General features: G+C 73.0%; 17 protein-coding genes. 12 read left to right on the forward strand and 5 right to left on the reverse strand.

Translation table 11 applies throughout. The features are described from left to right. Positions 1–75: 75 nt before the first annotated feature. Together ACPYOM_RS14885 and ACPYOM_RS14890 are read right to left on the reverse strand one after the other, a co-directional pair. The gene (locus tag ACPYOM_RS14885) at positions 76–1,089 is read right to left on the reverse strand and encodes an MEDS domain-containing protein (RefSeq protein WP_481346559.1); all 1,014 of its coding nucleotides are present in this window, start codon (positions 1,087–1,089) and stop codon (positions 76–78) included. Between the two features lie 78 nt (positions 1,090–1,167). After that, positions 1,168–1,962, reverse strand: coding sequence for a class I SAM-dependent methyltransferase (locus ACPYOM_RS14890; RefSeq protein WP_481346560.1), 795 nt, complete (start codon positions 1,960–1,962; stop codon positions 1,168–1,170). A gap of 128 nt (positions 1,963–2,090) precedes the next feature. Here ACPYOM_RS14890 and mshA point away from each other — a divergent pair, with 128 nt between their 5' ends. Genes mshA through ACPYOM_RS14905 form a run of 3 tightly spaced genes read left to right on the forward strand, consistent with a single transcriptional unit; the run spans position 2,091 to position 4,696 of the window. Next, positions 2,091–3,410: a D-inositol-3-phosphate glycosyltransferase gene (gene mshA / locus ACPYOM_RS14895; protein WP_481346561.1), complete on the forward strand. Its 1,320-nt coding sequence runs from the start codon at positions 2,091–2,093 to the stop codon at positions 3,408–3,410. Next, entirely contained in the window at positions 3,407–3,928 is a 522-nt protein-coding gene (locus ACPYOM_RS14900; protein ID WP_481346562.1) for a type III secretion system chaperone family protein, read from the forward strand. Before mshA ends, ACPYOM_RS14900 begins: the two co-directional genes overlap by 4 nt. A 24-nt stretch (positions 3,929–3,952) precedes the next feature. Further along, positions 3,953–4,696 carry a phosphoglyceromutase gene (locus ACPYOM_RS14905; RefSeq protein WP_481346563.1) on the forward strand — a complete coding sequence of 248 codons (744 nt, stop codon included), beginning with the start codon at positions 3,953–3,955 and terminating at the stop codon, positions 4,694–4,696. Positions 4,697–4,767: 71 nt separating this feature from the next. Here ACPYOM_RS14905 and phoU read toward each other — a convergent pair whose 3' ends face one another. Next, complete coding sequence (gene phoU / locus ACPYOM_RS14910) at positions 4,768–5,478, reverse strand: phosphate signaling complex protein PhoU (protein WP_481342546.1); 711 nt, start codon at positions 5,476–5,478, stop codon at positions 4,768–4,770. 254 nt (positions 5,479–5,732) lie between these two features. On the opposite strand from phoU, the gene ACPYOM_RS14915 reads away from it, so the two are divergent. Then, positions 5,733–6,974 (forward strand): sensor histidine kinase, encoded by a 1,242-nt coding sequence (locus ACPYOM_RS14915; protein ID WP_481346564.1) that lies wholly within the window; start codon positions 5,733–5,735, stop codon positions 6,972–6,974. A gap of 99 nt (positions 6,975–7,073) precedes the next feature. Then, positions 7,074–7,757 carry a response regulator gene (locus ACPYOM_RS14920; RefSeq protein ID WP_481342544.1) on the forward strand — a complete coding sequence of 228 codons (684 nt, stop codon included), beginning with the start codon at positions 7,074–7,076 and terminating at the stop codon, positions 7,755–7,757. Between the two features lie 101 nt (positions 7,758–7,858). Here the strand turns inward: ACPYOM_RS14920 and ACPYOM_RS14925 are convergent, their stop codons facing one another. Further along, the gene (locus ACPYOM_RS14925) at positions 7,859–8,389 is read right to left on the reverse strand and encodes a hypothetical protein (protein ID WP_481342543.1); all 531 of its coding nucleotides are present in this window, start codon (positions 8,387–8,389) and stop codon (positions 7,859–7,861) included. A gap of 341 nt (positions 8,390–8,730) precedes the next feature. Here ACPYOM_RS14925 and ACPYOM_RS14930 point away from each other — a divergent pair, with 341 nt between their 5' ends. From ACPYOM_RS14930 to ACPYOM_RS14960, 7 genes are all read left to right on the forward strand, one after another. Continuing rightward, the gene (locus ACPYOM_RS14930; protein ID WP_076261794.1) at positions 8,731–9,213 is read left to right on the forward strand and encodes a CarD family transcriptional regulator; all 483 of its coding nucleotides are present in this window, start codon (positions 8,731–8,733) and stop codon (positions 9,211–9,213) included. Positions 9,214–9,293: 80 nt separating this feature from the next. Next, a complete protein-coding gene (ispD, locus tag ACPYOM_RS14935) occupies positions 9,294–10,850 on the forward strand; it encodes a 2-C-methyl-D-erythritol 4-phosphate cytidylyltransferase (RefSeq protein WP_481346570.1) in 1,557 nt (518 codons plus the stop codon). Continuing rightward, positions 10,847–11,335 carry a 2-C-methyl-D-erythritol 2,4-cyclodiphosphate synthase gene (ispF, locus tag ACPYOM_RS14940; RefSeq protein ID WP_481346565.1) on the forward strand — a complete coding sequence of 163 codons (489 nt, stop codon included), beginning with the start codon at positions 10,847–10,849 and terminating at the stop codon, positions 11,333–11,335. The genes ispD and ispF overlap by 4 nt, the downstream gene beginning before the upstream one ends. A 52-nt stretch (positions 11,336–11,387) precedes the next feature. Further along, positions 11,388–12,839, forward strand: coding sequence for a cysteine--tRNA ligase (cysS, locus tag ACPYOM_RS14945; protein WP_481346566.1), 1,452 nt, complete (start codon positions 11,388–11,390; stop codon positions 12,837–12,839). Positions 12,840–12,868: 29 nt separating this feature from the next. After that, on the forward strand, positions 12,869–13,840 hold the full coding sequence (rlmB, locus tag ACPYOM_RS14950; RefSeq protein ID WP_481346567.1) for a 23S rRNA (guanosine(2251)-2'-O)-methyltransferase RlmB: 972 nt from the start codon (positions 12,869–12,871) through the stop codon (positions 13,838–13,840). A gap of 173 nt (positions 13,841–14,013) precedes the next feature. Next, positions 14,014–14,874 carry a DUF929 family protein gene (locus tag ACPYOM_RS14955; RefSeq protein ID WP_481342537.1) on the forward strand — a complete coding sequence of 287 codons (861 nt, stop codon included), beginning with the start codon at positions 14,014–14,016 and terminating at the stop codon, positions 14,872–14,874. 4 nt (positions 14,875–14,878) lie between these two features. Continuing rightward, positions 14,879–15,394 carry a vitamin K epoxide reductase family protein gene (locus ACPYOM_RS14960; protein ID WP_481346568.1) on the forward strand — a complete coding sequence of 172 codons (516 nt, stop codon included), beginning with the start codon at positions 14,879–14,881 and terminating at the stop codon, positions 15,392–15,394. A 39-nt stretch (positions 15,395–15,433) separates the two neighbouring features. Here the strand turns inward: ACPYOM_RS14960 and ACPYOM_RS14965 are convergent, their stop codons facing one another. Next, a complete protein-coding gene (locus ACPYOM_RS14965) occupies positions 15,434–16,678 on the reverse strand; it encodes a DUF4032 domain-containing protein (RefSeq protein WP_481346569.1) in 1,245 nt (414 codons plus the stop codon). Positions 16,679–16,798 lie beyond the last annotated feature (120 nt).

The raw sequence follows: 16,798 nt of genomic DNA on the forward strand, positions 1-16,798 counted from the left end.
TCCGTCGTCGGCAGCGTCAGATGTGTATAAGAGACAGCCCTGGGTCCGGCGGCACACGTGCGTCCGGCCCGCCAGTCAGGGCAGGTCGAGGTCGGCCCAGACCACCTTGCCGCCCGGCAGCATCTGTGATCCCCACGTGCCCGAGAGCGCCTCGACGATGTCGACGCCGCGCCCGCCCACGGCGTCGAGGGACGGTTCGCGCCGCTCGAGCGGGGCGTCGGTCGCGTCCTCGACGGCGATCCGTACACCCCCGTCGAGGCGCTGAACCACCGCGCGGAACGGCGTGACGGCGTGGGACAGGGCGTTGGTCGCCAGCTCGGAGACGATGAGGGCCGCGTCGGCCACCAACCCCTGGTGGCCCCACGAACGCAGGACGTCGAGGACGAAGTGGCGCGCGGCCGGTACCGACTCGGGGACGGGCTGGTACACCTGCGAGAAGGCGTGGGTCAGGCTGAGCACCGCCCTGCGGGCCGTGCCGTCGGCTCCGCCGGTGCCGATGGTGCCGAGGGGGCCCGGCGTTGTCGACCCGTCCGGGTCGGTGCCGGCGTCGACCTGCAGGTCGGTGTGCAGGGCGGTGATGCGGGCGACGTCGACGACGTCGGCGTGCTCGGCCATGCCCCCGGGATAGGCGCAGACGAGCTGGAAGCCGTAGACGTCCATGGCCTCGGCCCACAGCACCTCGAGCTCGACGGCGGCCTCGACGAGCCCGCGCTGCCACAACAGCGAGATCGTCTCGCTGAACACGCGCACCGGGCGGCCGCCGTCGACCTGTGGGTCGACGAGCGCGAGCACCATGCCCCAGAACGCGTCGACGTCGAGGGAGCCGTCGACGACGAGGTCGGCGATGGACGCATCGGGGTCGAGCGGCCGGTAGCGAGTCCCCTCCTCGGCGGCAGGATCGCAGCCCAAGGTGGCGAGCGCGCCCTCTACGCGTCGCCGAAGTCGCGGAGTGCAGATCGACACCACGTACTCGTCGTGGGCCCAGCCGTCTGCGACGAACCTCGCCACAGCAGCCACACCCTCGTCGTCGAGTGCGTAGAAGCTCACCGCACGACCCCGCCCCCACGCAGCCATGCCGCCCTGCGACATGGCGCTCATGCTACGCGGGGGCGGACGTACGGGGCGGAAAGGCGACCCTGTGAGAATCATGGGAGGACCCGGTGAGGCTCAACCCGGGGCGACGGCCTCCCACGCCACCGTGAGCTCGCCGAGGCGCCATCTCGAAGGCCGGTCGAGCAGCGGCCACCGGTCGCGCATCTCGCGGGCGGCCGCGAGGAACCGCTGGCGGGCGCCCCACGACGACTGTGGAGCGCTGCGTGCCCAGGCGACGTCGAGGTCGGCGAGGAACGCGTGGACGCGCTCGCCCGGCACGTTGCGGTGGATGAGCGACTTCGGGAGGCGCTCGGCGACGTCCGACGGGCGCTCGAGCCCGCCGAGCCGCAGCGAGAGCGTCAGGCTGACCGGCCCCGACGCGTCGACGGCGACCCACGCGGCGCGGCGCCCGATCTCGTCGCACGTGCCGTCGACGAGCAGGCCGTCGGGTGCAAGGCGCGACCGGACGAGCGCCCACGCGTCGGACACCTCGTCCTCGGCGTACTGGCGCAGCACGTTGAAGGCGCGCACGACGGTCGGTCGGGCGCCGCCGTCGAGGGGCACCTCGAAGCCACCGAGGCGGAACGCCAGCCCGTCACGCTCGAGCAGCCGCCCGGCGGCCACGCGTTGCGGGTCGATCTCGATGCCGACGACCCGGACGTCGGGGCGCACCTGCCGGAGCCGGTCGTGCAGCTCGACCGCGGTGATCGGCGACGCGCCGTAGCCGAGGTCGACGACGACGGGCGGCGTGGGGCTCCTGCGCAGCCGCCAGGCGTGCGGGCCGGCGATCCAGCGGTCGCAGCGTCGGAGCCGGTTGGGGTTCGTCGTGCCCCGGGTGATGGTCCCGACGGGGCGTACGCGGACGGCCACGCCCGCAGCCTACGGCCCGGGTCGATCGGGTTCGACGGTCGTCCATGATCGTGGAATACATCGAATCGGGCGTGTGGTTGAGTCGGGGGAGAGCAGGCGAGCAGGTGCTGCGGGACGAAGGGATGCCGATGGAGGCCGATCCGAAGCGGGTCGCGATGATCACCGTGCACACCTCGCCGCTGGAGCAGCCCGGCACCGGCGACGCGGGCGGGCTCAACGTCTACGTCGCCGAGACGGCCAGGGAGCTGGCGGCGCGCGGCGTCGAGGTCGACATCTTCACCCGGCGCACGACGGGAGACGTCCCCGTCGAGGCCGACCTCGTCCCCGGCGTCCGGGTCCGGCACGTCACCGCCGGCCCGTACGAGGGGCTGTCGAAGGAGGACCTGCCCGGCCAGCTCTGTGCGTTCTCGGCCGGCATCATGCACGCCGGGCTCTCGGTGCCGGAGGACCACTACGACCTCGTGCACTCGCACTACTGGCTCTCCGGCCAGGTCGGGTGGCTGGCCGCCGACCGCTGGCGCGTCGCCCTCGTCCACACCATGCACACCATGGCCCGGGTCAAGAACCTGCACCTGGCCGACGGCGACACCCCCGAGCCGCGGGGTCGCGAGATCGGCGAGGTGCAGGTCGTCGAGGCTGCGGACCGGCTCGTCGCCAACACCGACGACGAGGCCCGCGAGCTCGTCGAGCTCTACGACGCGCCGCCGGCGAAGGTCTCGGTCGTGCCGCCGGGCGTCGACCTGTCGACCTTCACCCCCGGCGACCGGCTGCAGGCGCGGCGCGAGCTCGGCCTGCCCGTGGAGGGGCACCTGCTGCTCTTCGTCGGTCGTATCCAGCCGCTCAAGGCGCCCGACGTCCTCGTCCGCGCGGCCGCCGAGCTGGTGCGTCGCGACCCGACGCGGCGCCAACGGCTCACCGTCGCCGTCCTCGGCGGCCCGAGCGGTTCCGGCCTCGCCCGTCCCCGCGACCTCGAGGAGCTCGCCGCCGCACTGGGCATCGCCGACGTCGTGCGCTTCGTCCCGCCGGTCGCGCGCCCCGAGCTGGCCCGCTGGTACCGCGCCGCCGACGTCGTCGCCGTGCCTAGCCACTCGGAGTCCTTCGGCCTCGTGGCGATCGAGGCGCAGGCCTGCGGCACACCGGTCGTCGCGGCCGACGTCGGTGGCCTGCCCACCGCGGTGGGCGACGCCGGCGTCCTCGTGCCCGGCCACGGCACGGGGGAGTGGGCCGACGCGCTCGAGGCCCTCCTGCTCGACGACGCCCGGCGCGGCGAGCTCGGCCGCCGGGCGGTGCGGCACGCCGCCGGGTTCGGCTGGGGTGCGACGACGGACCGGCTCCTCGACGCGTACCGTCAGGCCATGCGAGCCCGCAGCGACGCGCCCGAGACCGCCGAGCCGTCCGTGGACGAGGCCGTGAGCCTTGCCGACGTGCCGACGGCCGTGATCCCGTGACCGCCCCGGCAGAGGGCCTGCGCCCCGATGCCGAGGCAGGGCTGCGCGGCTACCTCGACTCCGTCGACCTCGAGTGGGAGCTCGGCGGCCGCGACGGTGAGTACGTCGTCACGCTGCCGGGCGAGAAGAAGCTCAGGACGGTCGTCTCGCTCCTCGTCCGCGACCGCACGACGAGCGTCAGCGCCTTCGTCATCCGCAACCCGGACGAGAACCACGAGGCGTTCTACCGGACCCTGCTGCGCAAGAACCTTCGCCTCCAAGGGGTCGCGTACGCCATCGACACCGACGGCGACGTCTACCTGCGCGGGGAGGTGCCGACCGCCGCGCTCGACGCCGAGCACCTCGACCAGCTCTTCGGCGTCGTCCTGGCCGCCAGCGACGACGCCTTCAACGAGCTGCTCGCCCTCGGCTTCCTCGGCTCGATGAAGAAGGAATGGGCCTGGCGGGTCTCGCGCGGCGAGTCCACGCGCAACCTCGAGGCCTTCCGTCACCTGCTGGACGGGTCCGCCGAGGGCTGAGGCGGCGTCGCTAGGCTGCCTCGCATGACCTACACGCTCGTCCTCGTCCGTCACGGCGAAAGCGACTGGAACGCCAAGAACCTCTTCACCGGCTGGGTCGACGTCGACCTCACCGACAAGGGGCGCGCCGAGGGTGTGCGGGCCGGGCAGCAGCTCGCGGAGGCCGGGATCCTGCCCGACATCGTGCACACGTCGGTCCTGCGCCGGGCCATCACGACGGCCAACCTCGCGCTCGACGCCGCCGACCGCCACTGGATCCCCGTCAAGCGCGACTGGCGCCTCAACGAGCGGCACTACGGCGCGCTGCAGGGCAAGAACAAGAAGCAGACCCTCGAGCAGTACGGCGAGGAGCAGTTCATGCTGTGGCGTCGGTCCTACGACGTGCCGCCGCCGCCCATCGACCGCGAGGACGAGTTCGCCCAGACGCACGACGCGCGGTATGCCGGCATCGGTGACGCGATGCCGGACACCGAGTGCCTCAAGGACGTCGTGGCACGGATGCTTCCCTACTGGGAGAACGAGATCCAGAACGACCTCGCCGACGGCCTGACCGTCCTGGTCGCGGCCCACGGCAACTCGCTGCGGGCCCTGGTCAAGACGCTCGACGACATCTCCGACGAGGACATCGCCGGCCTCAACATCCCGACCGGCATGCCGCTCGTCTACGAGCTCGACGACGCCTTCCGTCCGGTCACCCGGGGCGGTCGCTACCTCGACCCGGAGGCCGCCGCCGAGGCGGCCGCCGCCGTCGCCAACCAGGGCCGCTGACGCCGCCCGCACCACGCCGAAGGGCCACGTCCCGTCACGGGAGGTGGCCCTTTCGGGTCGGGGCGTGACGGTCAGGCGGAGGCGCCGCCCTCGATCGAGGCGACGGCCTCTGCATCCTCCTCGTCCTCGTGGTCGACCGCCTGGTCGTACTCACCGGTGACGAGGTAGATGACGCGTCGGGCCACCGACACGGCGTGGTCGGCGAACCGCTCGTAGTAGCGGCCGACGAGGGTCAGGTCGAGGATCGCGCTGCGCGACCACGACGTGTTCTCGTCGAGCAGCGCCGCGAACAGCTGGCGGTGCAGCTCGTCCATGGCGTCGTCGTCCTTCTCGAGCGCGATGGCCGCGGCGACGTCCTTGCTCGCGATGATCGAGCCGCACTTGGCCACGATCGCCTCGGCGACCTGGCCCATCTGCAGGATGTGCGAGCGCAGCTCGGCCGGCACCGCGGAGTCCGGGGTGCGCAGGCGCGCCACCTTGGCGACGTGCCGGGCGAGGTCGCCCATGCGCTCGAGGTCCGAGCTCATGTGCATCGCGGTGACGACGATGCGCAGGTCCGTCGCGACCGGCTGCTGCCGCGCGAGCAGGTCGACGGAGAGCTCGTCGAGCTCGATGCGGATGTCGTCGAGCTGGCGGTCGGCCTCGATGACCGACTCCGCCAGGTGGACGTCCGCGTCGAGCAGAGCGGTGGTGGCGCGGGAGATGGCGGACCCGGCCAGACGGGTCAGCTCGACGAGCTGGTCCGTGATGGTGTCGAGGTCCTCGTGGAACTGGTCGCGCATGCTGGTCCTGTCGCTAGCCGTACGTGCACCGGCCGTGCCGTCGCGGTGTCGACCGGCCGTCGCGGTGGTGCTCTGGGCGCCCCCAGCCTGCCACCGGGCGGCGGCCGACACACGGCCGGCACGGCCCTGTCCCGCAGAGGGTGGCACCCGTGCGTGAACGGGCGGGTTCGGGCAGGTGAACACTCGGTTCACCGCACGCGTGAGGGCCGCCGGGGTGTCCGGGGGGCGCGTCGCCCGTGCGTACGCTGTGTGTCGTGGACCCGACGACCGCGGCAACGCTCGGTGGCATCGCCGGCCTCGCCCTGGGCGGCCTGGCGATGGTCGCCGTGCGCCTGTCGGACCGCGCGAGCGCCGCGGAGGGTGTCCCGGCTCCCGAACCGTCCCTGCCGCCCGGGGTCTCGGACGTCATCGCCGTGCTGCGCTCGAGCGGCGTCCTCCTCGACGCGTCCGACCGCGTCGTCAACAACTCACCCGCCGCGGTGGCCCACGGCATCGTCCGCGGGCAGGAGCTCGTCCACCCCGAGCTGCTCGACCTCGCCCGTGCCGTGCGCCGCGACGGTGTCATCCGGGAGGCCGAGCTGACCCTGCGCAAGGGCATCGGCGAGGGCCGGATCGTCGTGTCGGCCCGCGTCGCACCGCTCGGCGCGCACCACGTCCTGGTCCTCGTCGAGGACCGCACCCAGGCAGCGCGGGTCGACGAGATCCGCCGCGACTTCCTCGCCAACGTCAGCCACGAGCTCAAGACGCCGGTCGGCGGCATCGCCCTGCTCGCCGAAGCCATCCGCGACGCGCACGACGACCCGGAGGCGGTGGCTCGGTTCGCCACCCGCATCGGCGTCGAGTCGACCCGGCTGACGCGTCTGGTCAAGGAGATCGTCGAGCTGTCCCGGCTCCAGGGCGCGGACGTCGTCAAGGACCCCGTCCTCGTCGACGTCGGGGCGTGCGCCGAGGACGCCGTCGACCGCAGCAGGCTGCTCGCCGAGGAGAACGGCATCACGCTGGCCCGCTCCCTCGACCCGGGCTGCGAGGTGTGGGGCGACGCCGAGCTCGTGACGACCGCGATCAGCAACCTCGTCGGCAACGCCATCGCGTACTCCGACCGGGACACCAGGGTCGGCGTCGCCGTCCGTCGCACCCCGGCGGGCACGGTCGACGTCTCGGTGACCGACCAGGGCCTCGGCATCGAGCCCGAGGAGCAGGACCGGATCTTCGAGCGGTTCTACCGGATCGACACCGCCCGGTCCCGGGCGACGGGCGGCACCGGTCTGGGCCTGGCCATCGTCAAGCACGTCGCCGACAACCACGGCGGCAGCGTCCGGGTCTGGTCCGAGCCCGGTCGCGGCTCGACGTTCACCATCACCCTGCCCGCCGCGACGGTGGCGACCCGAACCCTGCCGTCCGACTCCTCGCTCCCCGGCGCGACCGACGGTGAGGCCCCGGCCACCTCGTTCCCGCCCGCGCGCTCGCCGGACCGGCCGTCGCGCACCGTCGCCTGATCCGTGGCAGGCCCGTGCGCGCCGTTCGTCCCCCTGCCCGACCGCTACCGAACATCTCTCCGACCGTCTCGACCCGTCTGATCCCGAAGAGGACACCCCTTGAGCCGCATCCTGATCGTCGAGGACGAGGTCTCGTTCTCCGACCCGCTCTCCTACCTGCTCAAGAAGGAGGGCTACGACGTCGCCGTCGCCGACACCGGCCCGGAGGGCCTGGCCGAGTTCGACAAGAACGGTGCCGACCTCGTCCTGCTCGACCTCATGCTGCCCGGCCTGTCCGGCGTCGACGTGTGCCGTGCGCTGCGCCAGCGCTCCTCGGTGCCCGTCATCATGCTGACGGCCAAGGACAGCGAGATCGACAAGGTCGTCGGCCTCGAGATCGGGGCGGACGACTACGTCACCAAGCCGTACTCGAGCCGTGAGCTGCTCGCCCGCGTCAAGGCGGTCCTGCGCCGCCTCGCCGAGCCGGAGGACCTGCTGCCCTCGACGCTCGAGGCCGGTCCGGTGCGGATGGACGTCGAGCGCCACACCGTGAGCGTCCGCGGCGACTCGGCGTCCTTGCCGCTCAAGGAGTTCGAGCTGCTCGAGATGCTGCTGCGCAACTCGGGTCGCGTCCTGACCCGGATGCAGCTCATCGACCGCGTCTGGGGCAGCGACTACGTCGGCGACACGAAGACCCTCGACGTCCACGTCAAGCGGCTCCGGGCCAAGATCGAGCCCGACCCGGCCAACCCGGTGCACATCGTCACCGTCCGCGGGCTCGGCTACAAGTTCGAGGCCGGCTGAGCCGAGCAGAGGCCGGGCGGCCGGGTCCGTGGGACGCCGACGGCCGCCCCGCAGGAGCGGGGCGGCCGTCGGTTTCGCGTCGGGCTCGCGGTACGGGCCGGTCAGGCCGTGCCGGTCGAGGTGGTCGCGGTGGTCGGCGCGGGCGTCACGGTCGAGTAGTAGCCGGTGGCCGGCAGCACGGGCACCTGGACGACGGTCGTGCCGCCGGTGCTCGAGGTGATGGAGACGGGCACGAGGGTGCCGGGCTTGGAGGAGACGCCGGACAGCTCGAGTCCCTTGGTCGCCAGGTCGACCTGCTCGCGCGGTCCGAGCTCGACCTCCGAGCCGGACGGGGCCGTGCTGGAGCCCTCGGTGGCCTGCGGCACGAACCTGACCGTCATCTGGTCGGCGCCGAGGTTGATCGCCGAACCGGAGACGACCGTCTGGCCCTTGCCGTCCCCGACGAGGACGAGGTCGCGGACGGCCAGCTGGCCGATGTCCGCCGGGACACCGTCGGCAGGGATGTACGGCTGGTCCGTCTGCACCGGGGAGTTGACCTGGCACCCGGCCGTCACGGCGGCGAGGGCGACACCGGCGGCGAGCGCCGAGACACGGCGACGCACGGGGGTCTGCACGAGGGATCGACGCTTCACGGGGCACAGCCTACCGGCGGGCCTCCGCCCACTGCGGCCAACCCCGCGCCCGCCGCTCCGACGGCGCGGGGACGCCACCGGCACAAGGCTCTCGCGCCTCCGACGGGGCGGGTCACGGGTCGGGGCGGCTCGCCGCGGCGCCGCCCCGACGACGGCGAACGGACGCCGAACCGGCGATGAAAGCGCTCGCGCGAAGCATGTTCACGGGCGTTCTGTCAAGACGCGCACGGTGGCGGATGGATCACCGACTGTGGCTCTGACCTGCGCATATGCCAGATCCTGAGATCGCGGTGTGCTGCGGATCGTGATAATCTGGAGGTCGCGAAAGGGGAAAACAGCACATGGTTTTCAAGGTCGGCGAGACGGTCGTGTACCCCCACCACGGGGCGGCACTGATCGAGGAGATCAACACACGCACGATCAAGGGAGAGGACAAGCTCTACCTGAAGCTCAAGGTCGCCCAGGGCGACCTGACGATTGAGGTACCCGCGGAGAACTGCGACCTCGTCGGCGTCCGCGACGTCGTCGGGCAGGAGGGTCTCGACCGGGTGTTCGAGGTCCTGCGCACCCCGCACACCGAGGAGCCCACCAACTGGTCCCGCCGGTACAAGGCCAACCTCGAGAAGCTCGCCTCCGGCGACGTCATCAAGGTGGCCGAGGTCGTCCGCGACCTCTGGCGACGTGACCAGGACCGTGGCCTCTCGGCCGGCGAGAAGCGGATGCTCGCCAAGGCCCGTCAGATCCTCGTCTCCGAGCTCGCGCTCGCGGAGAAGACCGACGAGGACAAGGCGGAGTCGATCCTCGACGAGGTCCTCGCCTCCTGACGGCGAGCCCACTCCTGAACGGCAGCACCGGAGCCGGTCGCGTCGGCGTCATCGTCGTCGCGGCCGGCTCCGGTTCGCGTCTGGGGGCCGGTGTCCCCAAGGCGTTCGTGCCCCTCGCCGGGCGGCCCCTCCTCGGGCACGCCCTGCGGGGGGCGTTGTCGTGCCCGGACCTGCACCAGCTCGTCGTGGTCGCCCCCGCCGACCGGGTGGGCGAGGCGCAGGAGGCCTGCCGCGTCGCCGCCGCCGAGCACGCGGAGCACGCCGAGCATGCGGAGCACGCCGAGCACGCGGAGCACGCCGTGAACGCGATGCCCGGCGTGACCGGCGTGACCGTCGTCGTCGGCGGGGCCGAGCGCGGCGACTCCGTCGCTGCCGGCCTGGCCGTGCTCGACGCGTCGGTCGACCTCGTCCTCGTCCACGACGCCGCCCGCTGCCTGACGCCGCCCGAGGTCTTCGCCCGTGTGGTGGCCGCCCTGGAGGCCGGGGCCGTCGCCGTCGTGCCCGGTACCCCGGTCGTCGACACCGTCAAGCAGGTCGACGCCTCCGGCCGGGTCCTCGCGACGCCGGACCGGTCCGCCCTCCGGGCGGTGCAGACGCCGCAGGGGTTCGCGCGCAACGTCCTCGCGCGAGCCCACGCCGTCTCGAGCGAGGCCACCGACGACGCCGGGCTCGTGGAACGCCTCGGCGAGCCGGTCCTCGTCGTCGACGGTGACCGGCTCGCGTTCAAGGTGACCACCCCGGACGACCTCGAGACCGCCGCCCACCTGCTCGCGGCGCGAGTCGAGGTGACCGCGCGCGCTCCGGGGCACGCGGATACCTCGAACGACCGAGCGCCTATCCTCGGTCGCGTGACCGAGCAGACCGCTGACGCGACCCGCCCCCTCGCCCTCATCACCGGCGGCGGCACCGGCATCGGTGCGGCCACCGCGGAGCGGCTCGCCGCGGAGGGCTTCGACGTGGTCGTCGCCGGCCGGCGACGCGAGAAGCTGGACGCCGTCGTCGAGAAGATCGGGCCGGCCGCCCGCGCGCTCGTCCTGGACGTCACCGACACGGCCGGCGTCGAGGCCGGGGTCGCGACCCTCGGACGCTGCGACGTCGTCGTCAACAACGCCGGTGGTGCCCTCGGCGTCACCCGGGTCGAGGACGCCGACCCGGCCGAGTGGGAGCGGATGTACGCGACGAACGTCATCGGCACGTTGCGCGTCACCCAGGCCGTGCTGCCACTGCTGCGCCGCTCGGCCCGGGCGACCATCGTCGACGTGTCCTCGATCGCCGGCGAGCGCGTGTACGAGGGTGGAGGCGGCTACGTCGCGGCCAAGCACGGCACGTCGGTCGTCTCCGAGACCCTGCGGCTCGAGCTCAACGGCGAGAACATCCGGGTCGTCGACATCCGGCCCGGCATGGTGCGGACCGAGGAGTTCTCGCTCACCCGCCTGCACGGCGACCAGGCCGCGGCCGACAAGGTCTACGAGGGCGTGGACCGGCCGCTCGTGGCGGACGACGTCGCCCGGTGCATCGCCTTCGCCGTCGGGCTGCCGCAGCACGTCAACATCGACACCCTCGTCGTCAAGCCCGTCGCCCAGGCGGCCCCGCACAAGGTGCACCGCGGCCCCATCGACTGGAAGGACGGCCGGTGACCGCGCTGCCGCGGGTCGGCATCGGCGTCGACGTCCACGCGCTCGCGCCCGAGGGCTCGGACCGCGAGCTGTGGGTCGCCGGGCTGCACTGGCCGGGCGAGCGCGGCCTCGACGGGCACTCCGACGCCGACGTGGCGGCGCACGCCGCCTGCGACGCGCTCTTCTCCGCGGCGGGCATCGGGGACCTGGGCGCCCACTTCGGCACCTCGCGGCCCGAGCTCGCCGGGGCGTCGGGCGTCACGCTCCTCGCGGAGGCGGCACGGCTCGTGCGCGCGGCCGGCTTCGAGGTCGGCAACGTGGCGGTGCAGGTCGTGGGCAACAAGCCCAAGGTGGGCGCCCGCCGTGACGAGGCGGAGACGGCCCTCTCCTCGGCGGCCGGGGCGCCCGTCTCGGTCAGCGGCACGACGACCGACGGTCTCGGCCTGACCGGGCGGGGCGAGGGCGTCGCTGCGCTCGCCACCGCGCTCGTCGTCCCGCTGCGCTGACGACCGCCGCACGCGTCCGGACCGGGGCCTGCGCGCCGATAGACTGCCGCGGGTGAGCCTACGACTGTTCGACACCGCCACCCGGCAGCTGCGCGACTTCACGCCGCGCGAGGCCGGCAGGGTGGGCATGTACATCTGCGGGCTCACGACGCAGGGTGCCCCGCACATCGGCCACGTCCGCTTCGCCGTCGCCTTCGACGTGCTGCGCCGCTGGCTCGAGACCGGCCACGGCTACGAGGTCACCCTCGTGCGCAACGTCACCGACATCGACGACAAGGTGCTGCGCAAGGCGGCCGAGTCCGGCGAGGACTGGTTCGCCCTCAGCTACCACAACGAGCGCCTGACCAGCCAGGCCCTCGACGCGCTCGGCGTCCTGCCCGCCTCCTACGAGCCGCGGGCCACGGGGCACGTGCCCGACATGGTGACCCTCATGGAGACCCTCGTCGAGAAGGGCCACGCCTACCCGGCCCCCGACGGCTCGGGCGACGTCTACTTCGACGTCCGGTCGTGGCCCGAGTACGGGGCGCTGTCGCACCAGTCGATCGACGACATGGTCGCGGCCGAGGACGCCGACCCCCGCGGCAAGCGCGACCCCCGCGACTTCGCGCTGTGGAAGGGCCGCAAGGCCGAGGAGCCCGAGACCGCCTCGTGGCCGACGCCGTTCGGCGCGGGCCGGCCCGGCTGGCACCTCGAGTGCTCGGCCATGGCCCGGCGCTGGCTCGGCGACGAGTTCGACATCCACGGCGGCGGCATCGACCTGCGCTTCCCGCACCACGAGAACGAGCTGGCCCAGTCGCGAGCGGCCGGCCTCGGCTTCGCCCGCTACTGGCTGCACAACGCGTGGGTCACGGTCAAGGGCCAGAAGATGGGCAAGTCGCTCGGCAACGCCCTCGAGGTGCGCCACCTGCTCGAGACGACGCGTCCCCTCGTCCTGCGCTACTTCCTCACCGCGGCGCACTACCGTTCGACGATCGAGTACCACCCCGGCTCGCTCGACGAGGCGGCCGCCGCGGTCGAGCGCATCGAGGGGTTCCTCGAGCGGGCCGCCCGCCGGGGTGACGTCGTGGCGGCTGCGTCCGAGGCGAGCCTGCCGGCCGACTTCGTCGCCTCGATGGACGACGACCTCGGCGTGTCCGGGGCCCTCGCCGTCGTCCACGACACGGTCCGCGCCGGCAACACGGCCCTCGACGACGCCGACGACGAGGCGGCGGTCGCCGCGGCGGCGTCCGTCGTCGCCATGACCGAGGTCCTGGGCGTCAACCCGCTCGCCGACCACTGGGGCGGCACGCGCGGTGGCAGCGACGCGGCGGCGGAGTCCGCGCTCGACGCGCTCGTGCGCGTGCAGCTCGAGGCGCGCCAGCACGCCCGCCAGGAGCGCGACTTCGCTCGCGCCGACGAGATCCGCGACGCGCTCGTGGCCGCGGGCATCACCATCACCGACACGCCCTCGGGCGCGCAGTGGTCGCTCGCGCGGCCCGAGCGCGCCGATGCCTCGGCGGACTGACCGCCGACCGACACACTCGAAGGACTCCCATGCCAGGCAACTCCCAGCGTCGCGGCGCCGTCCGCAAGAGCGGCAAGAAGCCGACGGTCGGCTCCGGCGGCCAGCGCCGTCGCGGCCTCGAGGGCAAGGGCCCCACGCCCAAGGCCGCCGACCGCGAGTACCACCCAGCCCACAAGCGGGCGAAGGCGGCGGCGAAGCGCTCGGGATCCGGGCCCGCCGGTTCCGCTGCGCGCGGCCAGTCCCGCCCGAGGAGCCGCGGCAAGACCTCGAGCGAGATGGTCTACGGCCGCAACTCGGTCGTCGAGGCGCTGCGCGCCGACGTACCGGTGGCGACGATGTACGTCGCCACGCGGATCGACACCGACGACCGCGTCCGCGAGGCCCTCAAGCTGGCGACCGAGCGCAGCCTCGCCATCCTCGAGACCCCGCGCGGCGAGCTCGACCGGCTCACCGACGGCGGCGTGCACCAGGGCCTGGCCCTGCAGGTGCCGCCGTACGACTACGCGGACCCGGCGGACCTCATCGACCCGGAGGCCCCCGGCGTGCCGCTCGTCGTGGCGCTCGACGGCATCACCGACCCGCGCAACCTCGGCGCCATCGTCCGGTCCGTGGCGGCGTTCGGAGGCCACGGCGTCGTCGTGCCCGAGCGCCGCTCGGTCGGCATGACGGCCTCGGCGTGGAAGACCTCGGCGGGTGCGGCGGCGCGTGTCCCCGTCGCCAAGGCGAGCAACCTGACGCGCACCCTCGAGGAGTTCAAGCGGGCCGGCTTCTTCATCCTCGGTCTCGACATGGATGGCGACGTCGAGCTGCCCGACCTCGCGCTCGCCGCCGAGCCGCTCGTCGTCGTCACCGGCTCCGAGGGCAAGGGGCTGTCGCGCCTCGTCCGCGAGACGTGCGACCAGATCGTCTCGATCCCGATGAGCTCGGCCGTCGAGTCCCTCAACGCCGGCCTGGCCACCGGCGTCACCCTCTACGAGATCGCCCGCCAGCGGCGTCGCTGACCGCGAGGGCCTGACCGCGAGGGCCTCCCGTCGTCGGCGTCACCCCGGCTGAGACGTCCGGGGAACTCACCGGGTGCGCCCGACGCTGGTCAAGGGGACGTCGGTAGAGTGGGCGCCGTTATACGACGCCGTGTAGTAGTCGCAGCACCCCGGAACGAGCGAAGGACGCACACGTGGGCAAGAGCAGCAGGGCCGAGACCGCCGCGCGCGCGGCGCAGATGCGGGCCGAGGCGGCCCGCCAGGAGCGCCAGCGCCGGCAGGTCATCGCGGCCGTCGTCGCGGTCGTCGTCGTCATCGTCGCGGTGGCCGTCGGGGTCGCCGTGTCGAACCGGCCCACGCCGGCGCCGGCCGCCACCGCCTCCAGCGGCGCCGACGCCGCGCTGGCCTCGCTCACCTCGCTGCCTCAGGCGACCCTCGACGCCGCGCCTGCGCCCGACCCGAACGGTGCGCCGGCCCCGCTCCGGGGCGGCACCCCGCTGACGCAGGACGGCAAGCCGAAGGTCCTCTACATCGGTGCCGAGTACTGCCCGTTCTGCGCCATGGAGCGCTGGGCCCTCATCGGTGCGCTGTCCCGCTTCGGCAGCTTCAGCGGCCTGGCCCCGACGACGAGCTCGTCGACCGACGTGCACCCCGACACCCCGACGTGGACGTTCGCCAAGGCGACGTACACCAGCGACGTCCTCGCCTTCGAGGCCGTCGAGACCCAGGACCGCGACGGCAAGCCGCTGCAGACCCTCGACGGCGAGAACGCCCAGCTGTTCCAGAAGTTCAACCCCGGCGGGGGCATCCCGTGGATCGACTACGGCGGCACCCGCGCGACGAGCGGAGCCACCGTCGACGCCAACGCTCTCGAGGGCAAGACCTACGACCAGATCATCGCCGGCATCAAGGACCCGAGCTCCCCGATCGGCAGGACGATGACCCCGGCCATCAACACGATCTCGGCCCAGCTGTGCCAGCTGACCGGCGGCAAGCCGACGAACGTCTGCACGTCGACGGGCGTCATGTCGGCCTCCGTCCTGCTGAAGAAGTGACGCCGTGAGCCGCGTCGACCGTGCCGGCCACGCCGGCGGCACCCGTGCGCCGGGCGGGCGGGTCCGCCCGCCGTGGCTGGCCCCGACGACCCTCGCCCTCGTCGTGGTCGGCCTCGGCGTCTCGGTCTACCTGACCGTCGAGCACTTCACGGACAACGCGACGCTCGCGTGCAGCATCGGGGGCATCGTCGACTGCGCCAAGGTGACGACGAGCGCGTGGAGCACGTTCATGGGGGTCCCGGTCGCGCTGCTCGGGCTCGTCTTCTTCCTCGTGCTGCTGCCCCTGGTGTGGCCCTCGACGTGGCGCAGCCGGGTCGGCTGGCTCGACGTGGCGCGCCTCGGCTGGCTCACCGTGGGTCTCGGCATGGTGCTCTACCTCGTGTGGGCCGAGCTGTACCGCATCCACTCGATCTGCCTGTGGTGCACGGCGGTCCACGTCGTGACGTTCCTGCTGTGGGTCGTCGTGCTCTTCGGGCAGATCCTGTCCGGGCCTGCCGACGAGACGGCCTACGACGCGTGACCGAGGTGTGACCGAGGCGGGACGGAGGCTTGACCGAGGTCAGTCCAGCCGGCTGATGACCGGCATCTCCTCGGTGTCGACCCCGAGCACCGACTGCTCCTCCGGCTTGGCGGGCAGCACCGTCGACAGGTAGTCGCGCACCGCCTCGTCCATCGGCACGTCCCCGCCCGCCCGCTCGCTCATGTACCAGCGGTGCTCGAGGATCTCGTGGAACACCTCGGCCGGCTCGAGGCGACCGACGAGCTCGCGCGGCACCGACCGCACGACCGGCTCGTAGACCTTGGAGAGCCACTCGTGCGCGACGATCTCCTCGTCGACGCCCTGCTGGTCCGTGGCCGCGACGTAGGCGTCGAGGTCGTTGAGCAGGCGGCGTGCCTGGTTCTCGCCGACGTCGAGGCCGGTGAGGCGCAGCAGACGCCGCGAGTGGTGGCCGGCGTCGACGACCTTGGGGGTGATGACGATCTCGGTGCCGCCGATGTCGGTGGTGATCTGCAGCTCGTCGACGTCGAAGCCGAGCTCGTTGAGGCGGCGGATCCGCTCGTCGACGCGCCACCGGTCGCCGACCTCGAACCGCTCCGTGCCGGTCAGGGCCTCCCACAGGGCGTGGTAGCGCTCGATGATCGAGCCGGACACCTCGAACGGGTCGGCCTGCTCCTCGAGGAAGCCGCCGGCCTGGAGGTCCATGAGCTCCCCGGCGATGTTGACCCGGGCGATGTCCAGGTCGTGCTCGCGCTGCCCGTCGGACAGCGAGGGGTGCAGCTCGCCCGTCTCGGCGTCGACGAGGTAGGCGGCGAAGGCCCCGGCGTCGCGGCGGAACAGGGTGTTCGACAGCGACACGTCGCCCCACCAGAAGCCGTGCAGGTGCAGCCGGACGAGGAGCAGGGCGAGGGCGTCCATGAGCCGCACCGCGGTGTCGGGCCGCAGGTTCTGGCTGTAGAGGGCCCGGTAGGGCAGGGAGAACTGCAGGTGCCGGGTGACGAGACACGCGTCGAGCGGCTCCCCGTCGGCGTCGGTGCGGCCGTGGACGACGCCGAACGGCTCGACGCACGGGATGTCGAGGCGGCGCAGGTTGCGCAGCATCGCGTACTCGCGGTCGGCGATGTCGGACTTGATCTCCTTGACGGCGAGGACACGTCGCCCCAGCTTGACGAAGCGCACGACGTGGCGCGAGATGCCACGGGGGAGGGCTGCCAGGGTGCTCTCGGGCCAGTCCTCGAGGGGCGTGGACCACGGCAGGTCGAGGAGGGCCGACTCGGGCCGGGCGGTGGTGATCTCCAGCGTCACGCGCTCATCGTGGCACGCGCGCGGGAGGGGCGTCGATCTGCCGGCGGCTCATGGGCACCCGGCGCATGAGGACGCGAGGCGGGTCGCCGGGAGACGGCACCGGGCCGGCACCCCGAGAGG

This window comes from Monashia sp. HAY1-2A, assembly GCF_056755315.1.